This window comes from Nocardioides aurantiacus (genome assembly GCF_003752505.1).
In the GTDB taxonomy this organism is placed as follows: domain Bacteria; phylum Actinomycetota; class Actinomycetes; order Propionibacteriales; family Nocardioidaceae; genus Marmoricola; species Marmoricola aurantiacus.
On record NZ_RKHO01000001.1, the window covers coordinates 2,980,479 to 2,996,520 of the forward strand.

Annotated in this window: 11 protein-coding genes; 4 read left to right on the forward strand and 7 right to left on the reverse strand. The window is 74.1% G+C overall.

Annotation, left to right across the window (positions count from 1 at the left end; translation table 11 throughout):
- Positions 1-228 precede the first annotated feature (228 nt).
- Together EDD33_RS14495 and aroF are read left to right on the forward strand one after the other, a co-directional pair.
- Positions 229-2,406, forward strand: coding sequence for a Stk1 family PASTA domain-containing Ser/Thr kinase (locus EDD33_RS14495; RefSeq protein ID WP_123391672.1), 2,178 nt, complete (start codon positions 229-231; stop codon positions 2,404-2,406).
- A 106-nt stretch (positions 2,407-2,512) separates the two neighbouring features.
- The gene (aroF, locus tag EDD33_RS14500; RefSeq protein ID WP_123391673.1) at positions 2,513-3,538 is read left to right on the forward strand and encodes a 3-deoxy-7-phosphoheptulonate synthase; all 1,026 of its coding nucleotides are present in this window, start codon (positions 2,513-2,515) and stop codon (positions 3,536-3,538) included.
- Positions 3,539-3,550: 12 nt separating this feature from the next.
- Here the strand turns inward: aroF and EDD33_RS14505 are convergent, their stop codons facing one another.
- Genes EDD33_RS14505 through lon form a run of 3 tightly spaced genes read right to left on the reverse strand, consistent with a single transcriptional unit; the run spans position 3,551 to position 9,102 of the window.
- Positions 3,551-4,549: a threonine aldolase family protein gene (locus EDD33_RS14505; protein ID WP_123391674.1), complete on the reverse strand. Its 999-nt coding sequence runs from the start codon at positions 4,547-4,549 to the stop codon at positions 3,551-3,553.
- Positions 4,550-4,594: 45 nt separating this feature from the next.
- Positions 4,595-6,670 (reverse strand): S9 family peptidase, encoded by a 2,076-nt coding sequence (locus EDD33_RS14510; RefSeq protein ID WP_211332558.1) that lies wholly within the window; start codon positions 6,668-6,670, stop codon positions 4,595-4,597.
- A 59-nt stretch (positions 6,671-6,729) separates the two neighbouring features.
- On the reverse strand, positions 6,730-9,102 hold the full coding sequence (gene lon, locus EDD33_RS14515) for an endopeptidase La (RefSeq protein WP_123391675.1): 2,373 nt from the start codon (positions 9,100-9,102) through the stop codon (positions 6,730-6,732).
- Between the two features lie 241 nt (positions 9,103-9,343).
- Between lon and EDD33_RS14520 the strand changes: the two genes are divergently transcribed.
- Positions 9,344-10,222, forward strand: coding sequence for an SGNH/GDSL hydrolase family protein (locus tag EDD33_RS14520; protein ID WP_246003529.1), 879 nt, complete (start codon positions 9,344-9,346; stop codon positions 10,220-10,222).
- A gap of 84 nt (positions 10,223-10,306) precedes the next feature.
- Here the strand turns inward: EDD33_RS14520 and EDD33_RS14525 are convergent, their stop codons facing one another.
- Entirely contained in the window at positions 10,307-10,711 is a 405-nt protein-coding gene (locus EDD33_RS14525) for a PPOX class F420-dependent oxidoreductase (protein WP_123391677.1), read from the reverse strand.
- Between the two features lie 62 nt (positions 10,712-10,773).
- Here EDD33_RS14525 and EDD33_RS14530 point away from each other — a divergent pair, with 62 nt between their 5' ends.
- Positions 10,774-12,057: a hypothetical protein gene (locus EDD33_RS14530; RefSeq protein WP_123391678.1), complete on the forward strand. Its 1,284-nt coding sequence runs from the start codon at positions 10,774-10,776 to the stop codon at positions 12,055-12,057.
- Here the strand turns inward: EDD33_RS14530 and EDD33_RS14535 are convergent.
- From EDD33_RS14535 to EDD33_RS14545, 3 genes are all read right to left on the reverse strand, one after another.
- The gene (locus EDD33_RS14535) at positions 11,996-13,339 is read right to left on the reverse strand and encodes a class II 3-deoxy-7-phosphoheptulonate synthase (protein ID WP_123391679.1); all 1,344 of its coding nucleotides are present in this window, start codon (positions 13,337-13,339) and stop codon (positions 11,996-11,998) included. The two genes, EDD33_RS14530 and EDD33_RS14535, sit on opposite strands and share 62 nt — an antisense overlap.
- Before the next feature lie 83 nt (positions 13,340-13,422).
- On the reverse strand, positions 13,423-14,856 hold the full coding sequence (locus EDD33_RS14540) for an APC family permease (protein ID WP_123391680.1): 1,434 nt from the start codon (positions 14,854-14,856) through the stop codon (positions 13,423-13,425).
- A gap of 125 nt (positions 14,857-14,981) precedes the next feature.
- Positions 14,982-16,010 carry a 6-phosphofructokinase gene (locus EDD33_RS14545; protein WP_123391681.1) on the reverse strand — a complete coding sequence of 343 codons (1,029 nt, stop codon included), beginning with the start codon at positions 16,008-16,010 and terminating at the stop codon, positions 14,982-14,984.
- Between the last annotated feature and the right edge of the window lie 32 nt (positions 16,011-16,042).

A 16,042-nucleotide genomic window follows, 5' to 3' on the forward strand; every position in this document is an offset into this window, starting at 1 on the left:
CCCATGCTCCCACCCGATCGCCGGAGCGGCGTACTCGGCCGTAGATCCTGCTGCTGCGCCGGAGCCGTGGTCCCGGCGCGGCGCCGGTTTCCCAGGCGACCTTGGGAAACCGAGCCCCCCACCCGCGACTCCACGCCGACGGGGCGCACGGTCCCGGGCCGGGGCCCCCGCGCACCGTAAAGTGGCTGGTCAGTCGGGCTCTCTTCCCCACCCGCGCCGGAGGACACCGTGGACCGCACCCGTGACGCCCTGACCGGGCGCGTCCTGGACGGGCGCTACCGCCTCGGCGCCAGGATCGCCCGCGGCGGCATGGCCACCGTCCACGAGGCCGTCGACCTGCGGCTGGACCGGCCGGTCGCGGTCAAGGTGATGCACGAGGGACTGGCCGCCGACGACGAGTTCGTGCGCCGCTTCCAGCGCGAGGCCCGCTCCGCCGCCCGCCTCTCCGACCCCCACGTCACCGCCGTCTTCGACACCGGCGACGACGACGGCACGCTGTTCCTCGTCATGGAGCTGGTGCCCGGGCGCACGCTGCGCGACCTGATCCGCTCCGAGGCGCCCGTCCAGCCGGCCCGGGCGCTCGCGCTCGTCGAGCCGGTCCTCTCCGCGCTCGCCGCCGCCCACCGGGCCGGCATCGTCCACCGCGACGTCAAGCCCGAGAACGTGCTGCTCGCCGACGACGGCCGCGTCAAGGTCGCCGACTTCGGGCTGTCGCGGGCCGTCAACGCCGAGACCCAGCACTCCGCGACCGGCGGGGTGCTCATCGGCACCGTCTCCTACCTCGCGCCCGAGCTCGTTGTCGACGGCACCGCCGACGCACGCACCGACGTGTACGCCGCCGGCGTGGTGCTGTTCGAGCTGCTCACCGGGAGCAAGCCGCACCAGGCCGAGAACCCGATCCAGGTCGCCTACAAGCACGTCCACGAGGACGTCCCGCCCCCGTCGAGCCGGGTCCCAGGGCTGCCGGCCTACCTCGACGCCCTCGTCGCGCGGGCCACCTCGCGCGAGCCGGCGCTGCGGCCCGCGGACGCCCAGGTCCTCCTCCAGCAGGTACGCCGGGTCCGGCTGGCCCTCGACCAGGGGGTGCTCGAGGACGACGAGCTGACCACCGACCTCGCCCCCGTCGCCCTGGCCCGCTCGGCCGGCGGCGTGGTCGAGGAGCTCGACGCCGCGACCACCGACGAGATCCCCGACATCCTCGCCCCCGCCGAGGCGGCCCGCGCCGCCCGGAGCGACCTGACCGACCGGGCCGACCTGACCGACTCGGCCGACGACCACGAGCACACCCGCACCGTCCGGCGCGACGACCTCGGGGTCGACACCGTCTACGACCAGGAGCAGGACCGGTCCCCCGACGGGTCGGGTGGACGCGGCGCCCTGCTGGCCCCGCCCCGGCCGCCCCAGCAGCGCCGCGGCGACGACGGGGTCCCGGGCTGGGGGAGCGAGCGGCTGGTCGGCGGCCCGGGTGGCGACGGCCGCGACGAGGACCACGACGACGAGTGGCCGCACGAGCGTCGCCACCGTCGCGGACGCGGCCCCGTCGCGCTGCTGCTCGTGCTGCTCCTGGCCGCCGGTGCCGCCGGCGCCGGCTGGTGGTTCGGCGTCGGTCGCTACACCGACGCCCCGGCGGTGCTCGGGCTCTCGCAGGCGGCCGCCGAGTCGCGCCTCGAGGCGGCCGGCCTCGACCTGCGGGTCGGCGACCCGGCGTACAGCGAGACCGTGCCGCGCGGCCGGATCGTCGCCACCGACCCCGAACCGGGCGGCCGCGTCCTCCAGGACGGCACCGTCGTGGCCGTGCTCTCCCGCGGGCCCGAGCGCCACGACGTCCCCGCGGTCGCCGGCCGCACCCTCGACGCCGCCCAGCAGGCCCTGCTCGACGCGCGGCTCGGGTTCGGCGAGGCCGTCGAGCGCTTCTCCCCCGAGGTCCCCAAGGGCCAGGTCGTCACCAGCGACCCCGTCGCCGGTACCGCGCTGCGCCGCGACGCGGCCGTCGACCTCGTGGTCAGCAAGGGCCCCCGGCCGATCACGGTGCGCGACTGGACCGGCGAGGACGCCGACGAGGCGCAGGCGGCGCTGGAGAAGCGCGGCTTCGAGGTCGAGGTGAGCGAGGAGAACAGCGACAGCGTCGACGCCGAGACCGTGATCGGCCAGTCCCCCGACTCCGGCACCGCCTTCAAGGGCGACACCGTCGAGCTCACCGTGAGCAAGGGACCGGTCCTCGTGGAGGTCCCCGACGTGGTGCGCATGGGCGTCGCGGCGGCCACCGCCCGGCTCGAGGCGGCCGGCTTCGACGTCGAGGTGGAGGAGTCCAGCCTCTACATTGGGGTGCAGTACGTCGTGGCGACCGACCCCGGCGCCGGCGGCCGGGCACCCCGCGGCAGCACCGTCACGCTGAGCATCGTCTGACCCCTTCGTCCGGTAGGTCCGGCGACGAGGTCACGATCCGGACTCAGCGGTCCGCATCCTGATAACGATGTCCGTCATGCGGACGTGAGCGTCCTACGCTCGCCGCATGGTCGTGGTGATGTCGCCGGAGGCCACCGAGGAGCAGATCGCGCGGGTCACGTCCCGCGTCGAGGGGACCGGTGGTCGCGCGTTCGTGAGCCGCGGCGTCGTACGCACGATCATCGGGCTGGTCGGCGACATCGAGTCCTTCCACGGCCTCAACCTGCGCAGCATGCCCGGCGTCGAGGCGGTCCACCGCATCTCCGACCCCTACAAGCTCGTCAGTCGTCAGCACCACCCCGACCGCTCGACGGTCCACGTCGGCGAGCCCGGCGCCCAGGTCGCGATCGGCCCCGACACCTTCACCCTCATCGCCGGCCCCTGCGCCGTGGAGTCGGCCCAGCAGACCCTCGAGGCGGCCGAGATGGCACGTGCCGCGGGAGCCCGGCTGCTGCGCGGCGGAGCCTTCAAGTCGCGGACGTCGCCGTACTCCTTCCAGGGCCTCGGCCCCCAGGGCCTGGAGATCCTCGCCGACATCGGTCGCGCCACCGGGCTGCCGGTCGTCACCGAGGTGGTCGACGCCCGCGACGTCGCCCTGGTGGCCGAGCACGCGCACATGCTGCAGGTCGGCGCGCGCAACATGGCCAACTTCGGGCTGCTCCAGGCCGTCGGCGACGCGGGCCGACCGGTGCTGCTCAAGCGGGGCATGAACTCCACCGTCGAGGAGTGGCTGATGGCCGCGGAGTACGTCGCCCAGCGCGGCAACCTCGACATCGTGCTGTGCGAGCGCGGCATCCGCACCTTCGAGCCCGCCACCCGCAACACCCTCGACATCTCCGCGGTCCCGGTCGTGCAGGCGTCCAGCCACCTGCCGGTCATCGTCGACCCCTCGCACGCCGGCGGTCGCCGCGACCTCGTCGTCCCCCTCTCGCGCGCCGCGATCGCGGTCGGCGCCGACGGCCTGCTCGTCGACGTCCACCCCGACCCGGAGAACGCCCTGTGCGACGGCCCGCAGGCGCTGGTCGGCGCCGACCTGCGCGAGCTGGCCTCCGCCGTACGCCGCCTGACGCCGGTCGTCGGGCGTCGGGCCTAGGCCCCCCGACCGTCAGCCGACGAGCCGGGAGAGCACCGTCGCGGCCCGCTCGACCTCGTCGCGGTTGACGTCGAGGTGGGTGAGCAGCCGCACCCGGGTGGGGCCGACGGCGCCGATCAGGACGCCCTCCTCCCGGGCCGCCGCGACGACGGCCGCGGCGTCGGGCGCCTCGACGACCACGATGTTGGTCTCCGTCAGGGCGGGGTCCTGACCGCACGCCTCGGCGAGCAGCCGGGCGTGCTCGTGGTCGTCGGCGAGCCGGTCGAGGTGGTGGTCGAGCGCGTGCAGCCCGGCGGCGGCGAGCACGCCGACCTGGCGCATCCCCCCGCCCATCCGCTTGCGGCGCACCCGGGCCACCTCGATCGCCTCGGTCGTGCCGAGGACCAGCGAGCCGATCGGGGCCCCGAGCCCCTTGGACAGGCACACCGCCATGGCGTCGGCGACCGCGCCGTACTCCCGCAGCGGGGTGCCGGTCGCGACGTGGGCGTTCCAGATGCGGGCGCCGTCGACGTGGACGCCCACCCCCACCTCGTCGGCCCAGCCGCGCAGCTCCTGCAGGTCGGCCAGCGGCAGCACGGTGCCGCCGGCGAAGTTGTGGGTGTTCTCCACCGCGATCGCGGTGGTGCGCACGAAGAACGGACCCATGTCGGGGGCGTACATCGACTTCACCGTCGGCAGGTCGAGCTGGCCGCGCTCCTCGACCCAGGTGCGGCTGGTGATGCCGAGCAGCGCACCGTGGGCACCGAGCTCCGCGCGCAGGATGTGCGAGCGCGACTCGCACAGCACCTCCTCGCCCGGGCCGACGAGGGCGGCCACCGCGAGCACGTTGGCCATCGAGCCGGTCGGGGTGAACAGCGCCGCCTCGAAGCCGAACAGGTCGGCGACCCGCTCCTGCAGCTGCTGGACCGTGGGGTCCTCGTCGTAGACGTCGTCGCCGACCTCGGCCTCGGCCATCGCGCGCCGCATGGCCGGGGTGGGGCGGGTGACGGTGTCCGAGCGCAGGTCGATCATGCGATCGAGCCTAGGAGCGGCCACCCGCCGGGACGGGCACGGGGGTCAGGCGAGCAGGTCGGGCACCACCCACTCCTCCCCCAGCACGTGGTGGGAGAGGAAGGCGAAGACCGTGGCGTACCAGAGCTGCGCGTGGTTGGGGGTGAGCACCCAGTGGTTCTCGTCGGGGAACAGCAGGAACTTGTGCGGCATCGAGCCGTCCTCGGCCTCGGCGTGCGCGGCCAGGTCGGCCCACAGCCGCAGCCCCTCCCCGATCGGCACCCGGTAGTCCTTGTCGCCGTGGATCACCAGCACCGGGGTGACGATGTCCTGGACGAAGCGGTGCGGTGAGTTCTCGGCCGCCATCTCGGGCGTCATCTCGCGCGACCAGTACCACGGGGCGTCGGTGGTCGGCCCGAACTGGTCGAGCGCCCACAGGCTGGCGTGGGTGACGATCGCGTCGAAGCGGTCGGTGTGCCCGGCCACCCAGTTGGCCATGTAGCCACCGAAGGAGCCGCCCATCGCCGCGGTGCGGGTCTCGTCGACGTCGTCGCGCGCGACGGCGGCGTCGGTGGCCGCCATCAGGTCGGTGTACGGCGCCCCGCCCCACGCGCCCCAGCCCCGGGCGATGAAGTCGAGCCCGTAGCCGGTCGACAGGGCCGGATCGGGCAGCAGCACGGCGTAGCCGCGCGACACGGCGAGCCACGGGTTCCAGCGCCAGGACCAGGCGTTCCACGAGCCCAGCGGGCCGCCGTGGATCCACAGCAGCAGCGGGGCAGGGGCGTCGGCCGACGCGCCGTGGGGCAGGCACAGCCACGACCGCACCCGGGTGCCGTCGGCGGCGGTGGCCTCGACGTCGACCAGCGTGCCGGGCAGCGCCGGCGGCTCGGCCGGCCCTCGCAGCGGCACGGAGTCCTGGTCGGGGGTGGTGGCGTCGAGGCGGACCGGGCGGGCGGGCTCGGCGTAGGAGGTGCGCAGGGCGTAGACCACGCGGCCGTCGGGGCCGACCTGCACGTCGGAGTAGGCGAAGTCGTCGTGGGTCAGCCGGGTGAACACGCCGGTCGCCACCTCGCAGCGGAACACCGGCGAGCGGCCGTCCTCGTCGGCGTGGAGCAGCAGCGCCGAGCCGTCGGGCGTCCAGCGCAGCTCGCCCGCGGGCCAGTGGTCCCAGTCGCCGCTGAGGTCGCGCAGCTCGCCGCTGGCGAGGTCGACCACGGCGAGGCGGACGTCGCCCGGGTCGTGGGGGGTGGAGCGGCGCTCGGTGGTCACGGCCAGCGTGGCCCCGTCGGGGCTGAAGGACGGGGAGCCGAACTCGACCTCGGGGTCGTCCAGGAGCAGCCGTCGCTCGCCCGTCGCGACGTCGACCAGCGCCATCGCCGAGCGCAGCCCGCCCCGCTCGCGCACGGCCCAGGTCGCGGCGACGGTCGTGCCGTCGGGGCTCACGTCGTGGGCCTCGGAGTAGAAGCTCTCCAGGCCGCGGCCGGCACCCGGCGTCAGGTCGCGCAGCTCGACCCGGTCCTCGCCCCCGGGGAGGGTGCCCGCGAAGAGCCGGGGGTGGTCGGGGCCGAGGTCGTGGTCCCAGAAGCGGACCCCGGCGCCCTCGTGCAGGATCGCCGAGACCTTGCCGTCCTTGCGCGCCTTGCGGGTGCGCGCCTCGGACTCCTCGTCGGTCGAGGAGGGGAAGGTGGCCGAGGACAGCACCAGGGTGCCGGCGTCGCGCGCGACCCGGACGTCGCCCACGCCTCCCGGGCGGGAGGCGACGACCCGGGCCTCGCCGCCACCGGCGGGCAGCTGCCACAGCAGCGCCTGCTCCTCGTCGTCCTCCGCGGAGGGGTCGGGGCGCGCCGAGGTGAACAGCACCGAGCCGTCGGCGGCGAAGGTCGCACCGCCCTCGCCCTTGGCGCTGCGGGTCAGCCGGCGCGCCGGCTGCTCGCCGGCCGGGTCGACCTCCCACAGCGCGCTGACCCAGCGGGCACCCGCCGGGTCGAGGGTCTGCACCGAGGTGACCAGTCGGGTGCCGTCGGGAGACAGCGCCAGCCCGCCGACGCGCGGCAGGGCGACGTAGGCCGCGAGGTCGTGCAGCGGGTCGGCGGAGACGGCGTCGGGGCCGTCGGGGGCGCTGGTGGGGTCCGGGTCGCTCACCCGTCACACCCTGCCACGCGCCTCCGACAGCCCCGGTCCGTCGTACCGGTGGGTCGACCCTAGGCGGCGGTGAAGCCGGCCGTCCGCGGGCTCTCGGGCTCGCCCGCCGCCGCGTCCTCGAGCGCCAGCGCCAGGATCTCGGCCACGTCGGCCACGGGCCGCACGTCGAGCGCCTCCAGCACCTCGGCGGGCACGTCGTCGAGGTCGGGCTCGTTGCGCGCCGGGATGAAGACCGTCGTCGCCCCGGCCCGCTGCGCGGCGAGCAGCTTCTGCTTCACCCCGCCGATCGGCAGCACCCGCCCGTTGAGGGTCACCTCACCGGTCATGGCCACGTCGTGGCGCACCGGGCGACCGGTCGCCAGCGAGGCCAGCGCGGTCACCATGGTCACGCCCGCGGACGGACCGTCCTTGGGCACCGCCCCGGCGGGCACGTGGAGGTGCAGGCTGCGGTCGAGCGCCGTCGCGTCCACGCCGTGCTCGGCGCCGTGCGCGCGGAGGTAGGACAGCGCGATCTGCGCCGACTCCTTCATCACCTCGCCGAGCTGGCCGGTCAGGTGCAGCCCGCGCTCACCGGGCATCGACGTCGCCTCGATGAAGAGCACGTCGCCGCCGGTGCCGGTCACGGCCAGCCCGGTCGCGACACCCGGCACGGCGGTGCGCTCGGCCGTCTCGGGCGTGAACCGCGGCCGACCGAGGTAGTCGCGCAGCGTGCTCGCGTCCACCGTCAGCGGGGCCGCCTCGCCCGAGGCCAGCCGGGTCGCGGCCTTGCGCAGCACCCGGGCCAGGGCCCGCTCGAGCTGGCGCACCCCCGCCTCCCGGGTGTACGACGCGGCGACCGATCGCAGCGCCTCGTCCTCGACGACCACCTCGGCCTCGTCGAGCGCGGCCCGCTCCAGCTGCCGGGGCAGCAGGTGGGTGCGCGCGATCGAGACCTTGTCGTCCTCGGTGTAGCCGTCGAGGGTGACGACCTCCATCCGGTCCAGCAGCGCGTCGGGGATGGACTCGACGACGTTGGCGGTGGCCAGGAAGACCACGTCGGACAGGTCGAGGTCGACCTCGAGGTAGTGGTCGCGGAAGGTGTGGTTCTGCGCCGGGTCGAGCACCTCGAGCAGCGCCGCCGCGGGGTCGCCGCGGTAGTCCGAGCCGACCTTGTCGATCTCGTCGAGCAGCACGACGGGGTTCATCGAGCCGGCCTCGGAGATGGCCCGCACCAGGCGGCCGGGCAGCGCCCCGACGTAGGTCCGGCGGTGGCCGCGGATCTCGGCCTCGTCGCGGACGCCGCCCAGCGCCACCCGCACGAACTTCCGGCCGAGCGCGTGCGCGACCGACTCGCCCAGGGAGGTCTTGCCGACGCCGGGAGGACCGACGAGGGCCAGGACCGCGCCGGAGCCACGCCCCCCGACGACCTGCAGGCCGCGCTCGGCGCGGCGGGCACGCACGGCGAGGTACTCGGTGATCCGGTCCTTGACGTCGTCGAGGCCGTGGTGGTCCGCGTCGAGCACGGCGCGGGCGGCGGCGACGTCGGTGGTGTCCTCGGTGCGCACCGACCACGGCAGCTCCAGGACGGTGTCGAGCCAGGTGCGGATCCAGCCGGCCTCGGGGGCCTGGTCACTGGCCCGCTCGAGCTTGCCCACCTCGCGCAGCGCGGCGTCGCGCACGTCGTCGGGCAGGTCGGCGGCCTCGACCCGGGCGCGGTAGTCCTCGGTGCCGTCGGGCTCGCCCTCGCCCAGCTCCTTGCGGATCGCGGCGAGCTGCTCGCGGAGCAGGAACTCGCGCTGCCGCTTGTCCATGCCCTCGCGGACGTCCTCGCTGATCTTCTCGGTCACCTCGAGCTCGGCGAAGTGCTCGCGGGCCCACGCCAGGACGCGGGTCAGCCGCTCCTCGACACCCGCGGTCTCGAGCAGCTCGCGCTTCTGCTCGTTGGAGAGGTACGGCGCCCAGCCGGCGAGGTCGGCGAGGTCGGAGGGGTCGGTGATCCGCTGCACGTTGTCGATGACCTGCCAGGCGTTGCGCCGCTGCAGGATGGCGATGACGACCTTGCGGTAGTCCTCGGCCAGCTCGTGGGCCCGCGAGGACGGCTCGTCGGTCTCGACCGGCTCGGCCTCGACCCACAGCGCCGCACCGGGACCGGGCACGCCCGAGCCGATCCGGGCGCGGGCACCGGCGCGCAGCACGGCGACGGGGGCGCCGCCGGGGAGGCGGCCGATCTGCTCGACGGTCGCCACCACGCCGTACGTCGGGTAGCGGTCGGCGAGCCGCGGCGCGAGGAGCAGCGTCGCCCCGGGGTCCGCACCGCTGTCGTCGTCGGCCGCGGCCCGCGCGGCGTCGACCACGGGGCGGGTGTCGGCGTCGAGCTCGACCGGGACGACCATCCCGGGCAGCACCACGGTGTCGGGCAGGGAGAGGAGCGGGAGGGTCTGCACGTCGGTCATGGGGGTCTCCGATTCTTGAGTCTGTCCGGCTCAACCTCGGGTCGGGCGCACCGCTTCCCCCACGACGTCCGCCCACAGCGAACGCCTCCGCGACCGGGCACTCCTGCTCGGTCCCAGCACACCGACCGGGCGGCTCTGCGCAGCACCACGACGCCGACCGGGCAGGTGCGTGCAGGGTGGCGTCCGTAACGTCCGGCCCTCCCCCGCGTTGCACCTGGGGACCCCGATCCCTGGAGCTCCCGTGCGCCGCCACCTCACCGCCCTGTCCCTCGGCCTCGCCGCCGCCGTCACGACCGGCCTGGTCACGACCGCGCCCGCCTCGACGGCGACGACCGGATCCACGCCGACCGACCCGTTGTACGTCGCGCTGGGCGACTCCTACAGCGCCGCCTCCGGCGTGCTCCCGGTCAGCCCGACCGCGCCGCCGCAGTGCCTGCGCTCGACCCGCAACTACCCCCAGGTGATCGCCGCGACGACCGCGACCCCGGTGCGCGACGTGACCTGCGGCGCCGCCGAGACCAAGGACTTCCGCGAGTCGCAGGGCCCCGGCATCGCGCCTCAGCTCGACGCGGTGAGCAGCAGCACCGAGCTGGTCACGATGACCATCGGCGGCAACGACAGCGGCGTCTTCATCGGCGCCATCACCAGGTGCGGCACCGCCGGGGCGAGCACCGCCGGTCGCGGCAGCCCGTGCCGGGACCGCTACGGCAGCTCCTTCGAGGACACCATCCGCACCACGACCTACCCCGCGCTCGTCCGGGCGCTCCAGGACGTCCGCGCCAAGGCGCCCGACGCCCGCGTCGCGATCCTGGGCTACCCGTGGATCGTGCCGAGCAGCGGCCGCTGCTTCCCGCAGCTGCCGATCGCCGACGGCGACGTGCCCTACCTGCGCAGCCTGCAGGCCACGCTCAACGACGCGGTCGCCCGCGCCGCGGCGGCGACCGGAGCGACGTACGTCGACCTGGGCGGCGTCTCCGAGGGCCACGACGCCTGCCAGCCGATCGGCACCCGCTGGGTCGAGCCGGTCGTCGGCACCACCAACCCCGTGATCGTGCACCCCAACGCGCTCGGTGAGCGCCGGATGGCCGAGCAGACGATCTCCGTGCTCGGCCTCGGCTGAGCACAGTCGCCCGGTCGGCGGCTCCCGGGTTAGCAGAAGCGCCCGGTCGGCGGCTCCTGGCTCAGCAGAAGTGCCCGGTCGCGGTCAGACGTTGCCGATGACCTGGGTCAGGGTGATGCGCAGCGCGACGCGGGCGGGGTTCTCGCGGGGCTGGCGGTAGCGCTCGGCGTAGCGACGCACCGCCTCCGCGACCGAGTCCGGGTCGTCGAGCACCTCGGCGGTCCCCTCGAGGGTCGACCAGCGACGGCCGTCGACCTGGCAGACCGCGACCCGGGGGTCCAGACCGGCGCGGAGGTTGACGACCTTCTGGGAGCTGCCCGAGGTGATCCCCCAGGCGAAGCCGCCGGTGCCACCGGCGTCGGGGTCGACGGCGATGCCCATCGGCACGACGTGCGGGGAGCCGTCACGTCGCAGCGTGGTCACGGTGCACAGGTGGCGCTCGCGCCAGAACTCGAGGTGGTCGCCCACCAGGGCGTGGGTGCGGGGCACGGACCCACCCTGGCACAGCGAACGTGGAGAACCACCCGCGCGGGCGGCGGGGAGCCGCGACCATGGACCCCACGACCGGCACGTTCCTCGGGGGGACCATGACCACGACCGCACCGACCCCACCCACGACCGGCTCCGCAGCGGAGCCGGCACCCTCCGGGTTGCGCGACCCCGTGCTGGACCTGGTGGCGCTGCTGCTGGTGGCGGCCGCGATCGCCTGGGACCTGCTCTCGCTCTCCGAGGTCGGCCCGGCCACGCTGGTCGCCGGCGCGCTGGTGCTCGCCGCCGTCGGGTCGGTGCACGTGGCCGCGGTGGTGACGACCACGCCCCGGGCCGGCGTGCTGCTCGTCGTGCGGCTGCTCCTCGTCCTGGGGGCGGTGCTCGTCCTGCTGCCCGCCGTGCGCTCGCAGCCCGAGCTCACCGAACTCCAGGTGCCCTACCGGCCGGCCGCCGCCACGCTCGGCCTGCTCCTGGCGGCGGCCGTCGCGGCCCTGCTCCCCCGCCGGCCCGACCGGACGCCCGGGGCGGTCCTCTGGCGCCGGTACGCCGCGACGGCGCTCGTCGTGGTCGGTCTGCTCGACCCGGCGACCGAGGTGGTCCGGGAGGTGCGGCTCTCGCCGACCACCCTGCCGGCGGGGCTCGGGCTGGGGCCGATGTCGGTCTACCTGCTGAGCGCCCTCGTCGTCCCGACGCTCGCCGCCGGCCTTCTCGTGCTGGGTCGCCCGGGCGCCGGCGCGGTGCTCGGGTGCGCCTCGCTCGCAGGCCTGCTCGTCCTCGTGCTGCTCGGCACCGTCACCTCCGGCGACTGGTACGCCCAGGAGGCCAGCCCGCTGTCGTGGGTCGTCGCGACCTCGCTGCTGCTGCTCGCGGGCGGGATCGCCGTCGGCAGCGACCCGGAGCCACCGCCGAGCGGGAGGTACGCCGACCCGGCTCTCACCGCCGGGCTGGTGCTCCTCACCGTTCCTGCCGTGGGGCTGCTGCTCGCGCTGCTGGCCCTGGCCGGACGTCGGCTGACCCTCGACCCGGCGTACGCCGAGCAGCTGCGTCCCGACGTGCTGGGACTTGCGGGCGTGCTCGTGCGTCTGGTGATCGCCGCCGGAGTGCTCGCGCTGCTCCACCACGGCGGTCGCGGCACCCGGGTCGCCGCCGGCGCGATCGCGGGCACCGTCGCGCTGCTGACGCTGGTCTGGCTCGGCGTCGCCCACGCCGTGGTCGGCACCGTCGTCACCCCGTGGAGCCTGGCCGCGGTGCTCGCCCCGCCGACGGCGGTCGCCCTGCTGGCGCTCAGGCCTTCCGGAGCATCTCCGCGACCAGGAACGACAGCTCGAGGCTCTGCACCCGGTTGAGGCGCGGGTCGCACACCGACTCGTAGCGCCCGGCGAGGTCGGCCTCGCTGAGCTCCTCGCCGCCGCCGACGCACTCGGTGACGTCGTCACCGGTCAGCTCGACGTGGAGACCACCGGGCCAGGTGCCGACGGCGCGGTGCACGTCGAAGAAGCCCTGGACCTCCTCGATGACGTCGTCGAAGCGACGCGTCTTGTAGCCCGAGGACGCCTCGAAGGTGTTGCCGTGCATCGGGTCGCAGACCCAGGCGGCCTCGACGCCGGCGGCGTGGACCTTCTCCAGCAGCGGCGGCAGGTGGTCGCGGATCTTGCCCGCGCCCATCCGGGTGATGAAGGTCAACCGGCCCGGCTCGTTGGTCGGGTTGAGCTTGGCGGCGAGCGCGATGGCGTCGTCGGAGCTGGTGGTGGGGCCGAGCTTGACGCCGATCGGGTTGGCGATCCGGCTCATCAGCTCCACGTGGGCGCCGTCGAGCTGGCGGGTGCGCTCGCCGATCCAGACGAAGTGGCTGGAGACGTCGTAGGGCAGCTGGGTGCGGCTGTCGGTGCGGGTCAGCGCGTGCTCGTACTCCAGCACTAGCGCCTCGTGGCTGGAGTGGAAGTCGACCCGGCGCAGCTCGTCGACGTCGACGCCGATGGCCTCCATGAACGACATCGCCTTGTCGATCTCGGCGGCCAGCTGCTCGTAGCGGCGGCCCACCTCCGAGCCCAGCACGAAGTCGGTGTTCCAGGTGTGGACCTGGCGCAGGTCGGCGTAGCCACCGGTCACGAAGGCGCGGACCAGGTTGAGCGTGGCGGCGGAGGCGTTGTAGACGTCCACGAGCCGGCTCGGGTCGGGCACCCGGGACTCGGGGGTGAAGTCGAAGCCGTTGACGGCGTCGCCGCGGTAGGCGGGCAGCGTCACGTCGCCCCGGGTCTCGAGGTCCGAGGAGCGCGGCTTGGCGTACTGCCCGGCGAGCCGGCCGAGCTTGACCACCGGGACCGAGGCGGCGTACGTCAGCACGACGGCCATCTGGAGCAGCACCCGCAGCTTGTTGCGGGTGTTGTCGGCGGTGACGCCGGCGAAGGTCTCGGCGCAGTCGCCGCCCTGCAGCAGGAACGCCTCGCCGCGCGCGACGGCGGCGAGCTTGGCCTTCAGCTCGTCGCACTCACCGGCGAAGACCAGCGGCGGCATCTGGCGCAGCCGGGTGACGGCGGCGTCGACGGCAGCGCGGTCGGGGTAGCTCGGCTGCTGGGCGGGGGCGAGGGCGTGCAGCTCGGCCAGGGACGGGACAGACGGGACGGACACCGCTCCAGGGTACGGCGCTCCCGGCGACCCGCCGAAACGCGACCCCGCGGTGGACTCCCGGCCGGCGCGGGCCGGGAGCCCTGTCACTCCCCCAGGTGCTCGACGTCGCGGAAGCGACCGCCCTCGGGCTTGTGCACGAACATCGTGACGACCCAGAGGACCACGCCGATGAGCATGAGCACCGCGGCGATCTGGTAGACCAGCGCGCCCCGGTCGACCCACGGGCCGACCAGGAAGGCGCACAGCACGGCCGCCACCGCGGGGGTGAACCCCGGGGAGCGGAACCCGCCCTCGTGGGAGTGGTCGCGACGCAGCACCAGGCAGGCGACGTTGACGATGAGGAAGACCACGAGCAGCAGCAGCGAGGTCACGCTGGCGAGGTTGAGCACGACCTCGTCCTCGGCACGGCTCGAGACGTAGACGATCAGGGCGAGCGCGAGGACCGTGGAGAAGGCGATGCCGACGTACGGCGCGTGCGACGTGCGCGAGACCTTGCCCAGCACCCGGGGCAGCACGTCCTGGTTGGCCAGGCCGTAGAGCAGCCGGCTGGCCATCAGCATGTTGATCAGCGCGGTGTTGGCGACGGCGAACACGGCCAGGAACGGGAAGACCCGGTCGATCGGGAAGTCCGGGGCACCGACGCGGACCACCTCGAGGAGCGCACGGCCCTCGGACGCGTCGGCGATCTGCTCGGAGGTGAGCACGGAGACGACCGAGACCGCCACGAGCATGTAGATGATCACCGCGATGCCGAGGCCGGTGAGCAGCGCGCGGGGGAAGATGCGGGCGGGGTCCTTGGTCTCCTCGACCATGTTGACCGAGTCCTCGAAGCCCACCATGGCGAAGAACGCGATCGAGGTGGCCGCCGTGACGGCGAGGAACAGGCCCTTGTCGCCGGAGTCCTCGAAGGTGACCACGCGGCTGAAGTCGACGTTGCCCTGGGACATCGCGAAGAACCCGACGCCGATGACGATCGCGAGGGCGGTGACCTCGACCAGCGTCAGGAGCACGTTGAACTTCACCGACTCCCCGACGCCGCGCAGGTTGATCAGCGCGAGGAGCAGCATGAAGGCCATCGCGATGCCGGTGATGACGCCGGTGCTCGGCTCGGCGTCCAGCCACCCGTTGGCGACGAACCCGCCGGCGAGGTTCTGCGCCAGCACGTTGGAGGAGGTGGCGGCGCTCGTGATGCCCGAGCAGATCACCCCGAAGGCCACCAGGAAGGTCACGAAGTGGATGCCGAAGGCCTTGTGCGTGTAGAGCGCGGCGCCCGCGGCGCGGGGGTACTTGCACACCAGCTCGAGGTAGGACAGCGCCGTCAACGAGGCCACCAGGAAGGCCACCAGGAACGGCAGCCAGACGATGCCGCCGACGATGCCGCTGAGCTGGCCGGTGACGGCGTACACGCCCGCGCCGAGGATGTCGCCGACGATGAAGAGCAGCAGCAGACCCGGCCCCATCACCCGCTTGAGGTCCGGCTGGTCTTTCGTGGTCTGTTCCGAGGTGCTGCTGGCCATGACGGTCCTCCGACGTGAGCGGTTCCGGCCATCGTGGACCACGACACGCCTGCTGACCAGCGATTCGGCGTACGACGCGCCGTGGTCACGCCACCGTCATCATCGCGTGACGCCGCGGGAACAACTCAGCCGAAGAAGACCTCGGCCTCGGCGTACTCCGCCGGGTCGACCAGCTTGAGCTCGCCCGTGCCCTCGATGAGCGGGACCCGCTCGATGTGCGTGCCGCGCAGCGCCATCATCGTGCCGAAGTCGCCGTCGTGGACCGCGTCGATGGCGTGCAGCCCGAAGCGGGTCGCCAGCCACCGGTCGAAGGCGGTCGGCGTGCCGCCGCGCTGCACGTGCCCGAGCACGACGGCGCGGGCCTCCTTGCCGGTCCGGTGCTCGATCTCGCTGGCGAGCCGGTCGCCGATGCCCCCGAGCCGGACGTGCCCGAAGGCGTCCTTCTCCCCCGAGACAAGGCTCATCTCGCCGCCCTCGACGGGCACGGCGCCCTCGGAGACGACCAGGATGGGTGCGAAGTGGTCCTCGAAGCGACGCTCGACCAGCGCGCAGACCTGCTCGATGTCGAACGGCTTCTCGGGGATCAGCACGACGTTGGCCCCGCCCGCGAGACCGGCGTGCAGCGCGATCCAGCCCGCGTGACGGCCCATCACCTCGACCACGAGGACGCGGTGGTGCGACTCGGCCGTGGTGTGCAGGCGGTCGATGGCCTCCATCGCGATGTTGACCGCGGTGTCGAAGCCGAAGGTGAAGTCCGTGGCGTTGAGGTCGTTGTCGATCGTCTTGGGCACACCGACGACGTTGACGCCCAGGTCGTGCAGCTTGGTCGCGACCCCGAGGGTGTCCTCGCCGCCGATGGCGATCAGCGCGTCGACCCCGAGCTCGGCGAGGTTGGCCTTGATGCGCTCCACGCCGTCGTCGACCTTGAACGGGTTGGTGCGCGAGGAGCCCAGGATCGTGCCGCCGCGGGGCAGGATGCCGCGCACCTGCGGGATGCCCAGCTCGGTGGTCACGCCCTCGAGCGGGCCCTTCCAGCCGTCGCGGAAGCCGACGAAGTCGTAGCCGTACTCCGAGACCCCCTTGCGGACGACCGCCCGGATCACGGCGTTGAGGCCGGGGCAGTCCCCGCCTCCGGTCAGGACTCCGACGCGCATCTGCTCTCCTCGTGTCTGGTGGCTCAAACGCA

Bases quoted from the DNA above. Each gene is read 5' to 3' on its own strand.
- EDD33_RS14530 (WP_123391678.1), top strand. From the start codon at position 10,774: ATGGACCCCACGACCGGCACGTTCCTCGGGGGGACCATGACCACGACC.
- EDD33_RS14505 (WP_123391674.1), bottom strand. From the start codon at position 4,549: ATGATCGACCTGCGCTCGGACACCGTCACCCGCCCCACCCCGGCCATG.
- lon (WP_123391675.1), bottom strand. From the start codon at position 9,102: ATGACCGACGTGCAGACCCTCCCGCTCCTCTCCCTGCCCGACACCGTG.
- EDD33_RS14545 (WP_123391681.1), bottom strand. From the start codon at position 16,010: ATGCGCGTCGGAGTCCTGACCGGAGGCGGGGACTGCCCCGGCCTCAAC.
- EDD33_RS14540 (WP_123391680.1), bottom strand. From the start codon at position 14,856: ATGGCCAGCAGCACCTCGGAACAGACCACGAAAGACCAGCCGGACCTC.
- aroF (WP_123391673.1), top strand. From the start codon at position 2,513: ATGGTCGTGGTGATGTCGCCGGAGGCCACCGAGGAGCAGATCGCGCGG.